At 56.0% G+C, this 407-nt stretch carries 1 protein-coding gene; it reads left to right on the top strand.

Annotated elements, in window-relative coordinates; translation table 11 throughout:
• Positions 1-134: 134 nt before the first annotated feature.
• Positions 135-407: Atu4866 domain-containing protein (locus AF337_RS13535; protein WP_082336807.1), on the top strand; the 273-nt coding region annotated here is incomplete at its 3' end.

Below are 407 nucleotides of genomic sequence, written 5' to 3' on the forward strand. Positions count from 1 at the left end.
GACCATTGGTTAGAATTTCTAACCAAGGCATCCTGGATTGGCAACTTAATCGCCGCGGATGGGCACGCTATCTTTCAAGTCGAGATCAACGCCAAGACCCACGCATCGGCAGATCTTCTTCGAAAGGCAAGGCAATGCGAAGGATTTTCAAAAGCCCGATTCTGCAGTTTTTCACGGCGGTCACCCTGGCTGGCACGGCGACCAGTTCGTCCGCCACCGATGCCGTGAACGACCGAGATCAGCAGCAACAAACAAGCGAGAACAGAATGCAGCAACACCCCTATGTCGGCATGTGGGTTACGGATGATGGCCGCGTCCGCCACGAACTTTTGCCGAATGGCCGTTACGACGAAGCCCGCGGAAACCGGGAAAGCGCCTATCGCGGCCGCTACGAAGTCATCGGAAGG

The sequence above is a fragment of the Rhizobium ecuadorense genome (assembly GCF_001187535.1).
In the GTDB taxonomy this organism is placed as follows: Bacteria; Pseudomonadota; Alphaproteobacteria; order Rhizobiales; family Rhizobiaceae; genus Rhizobium; species Rhizobium ecuadorense.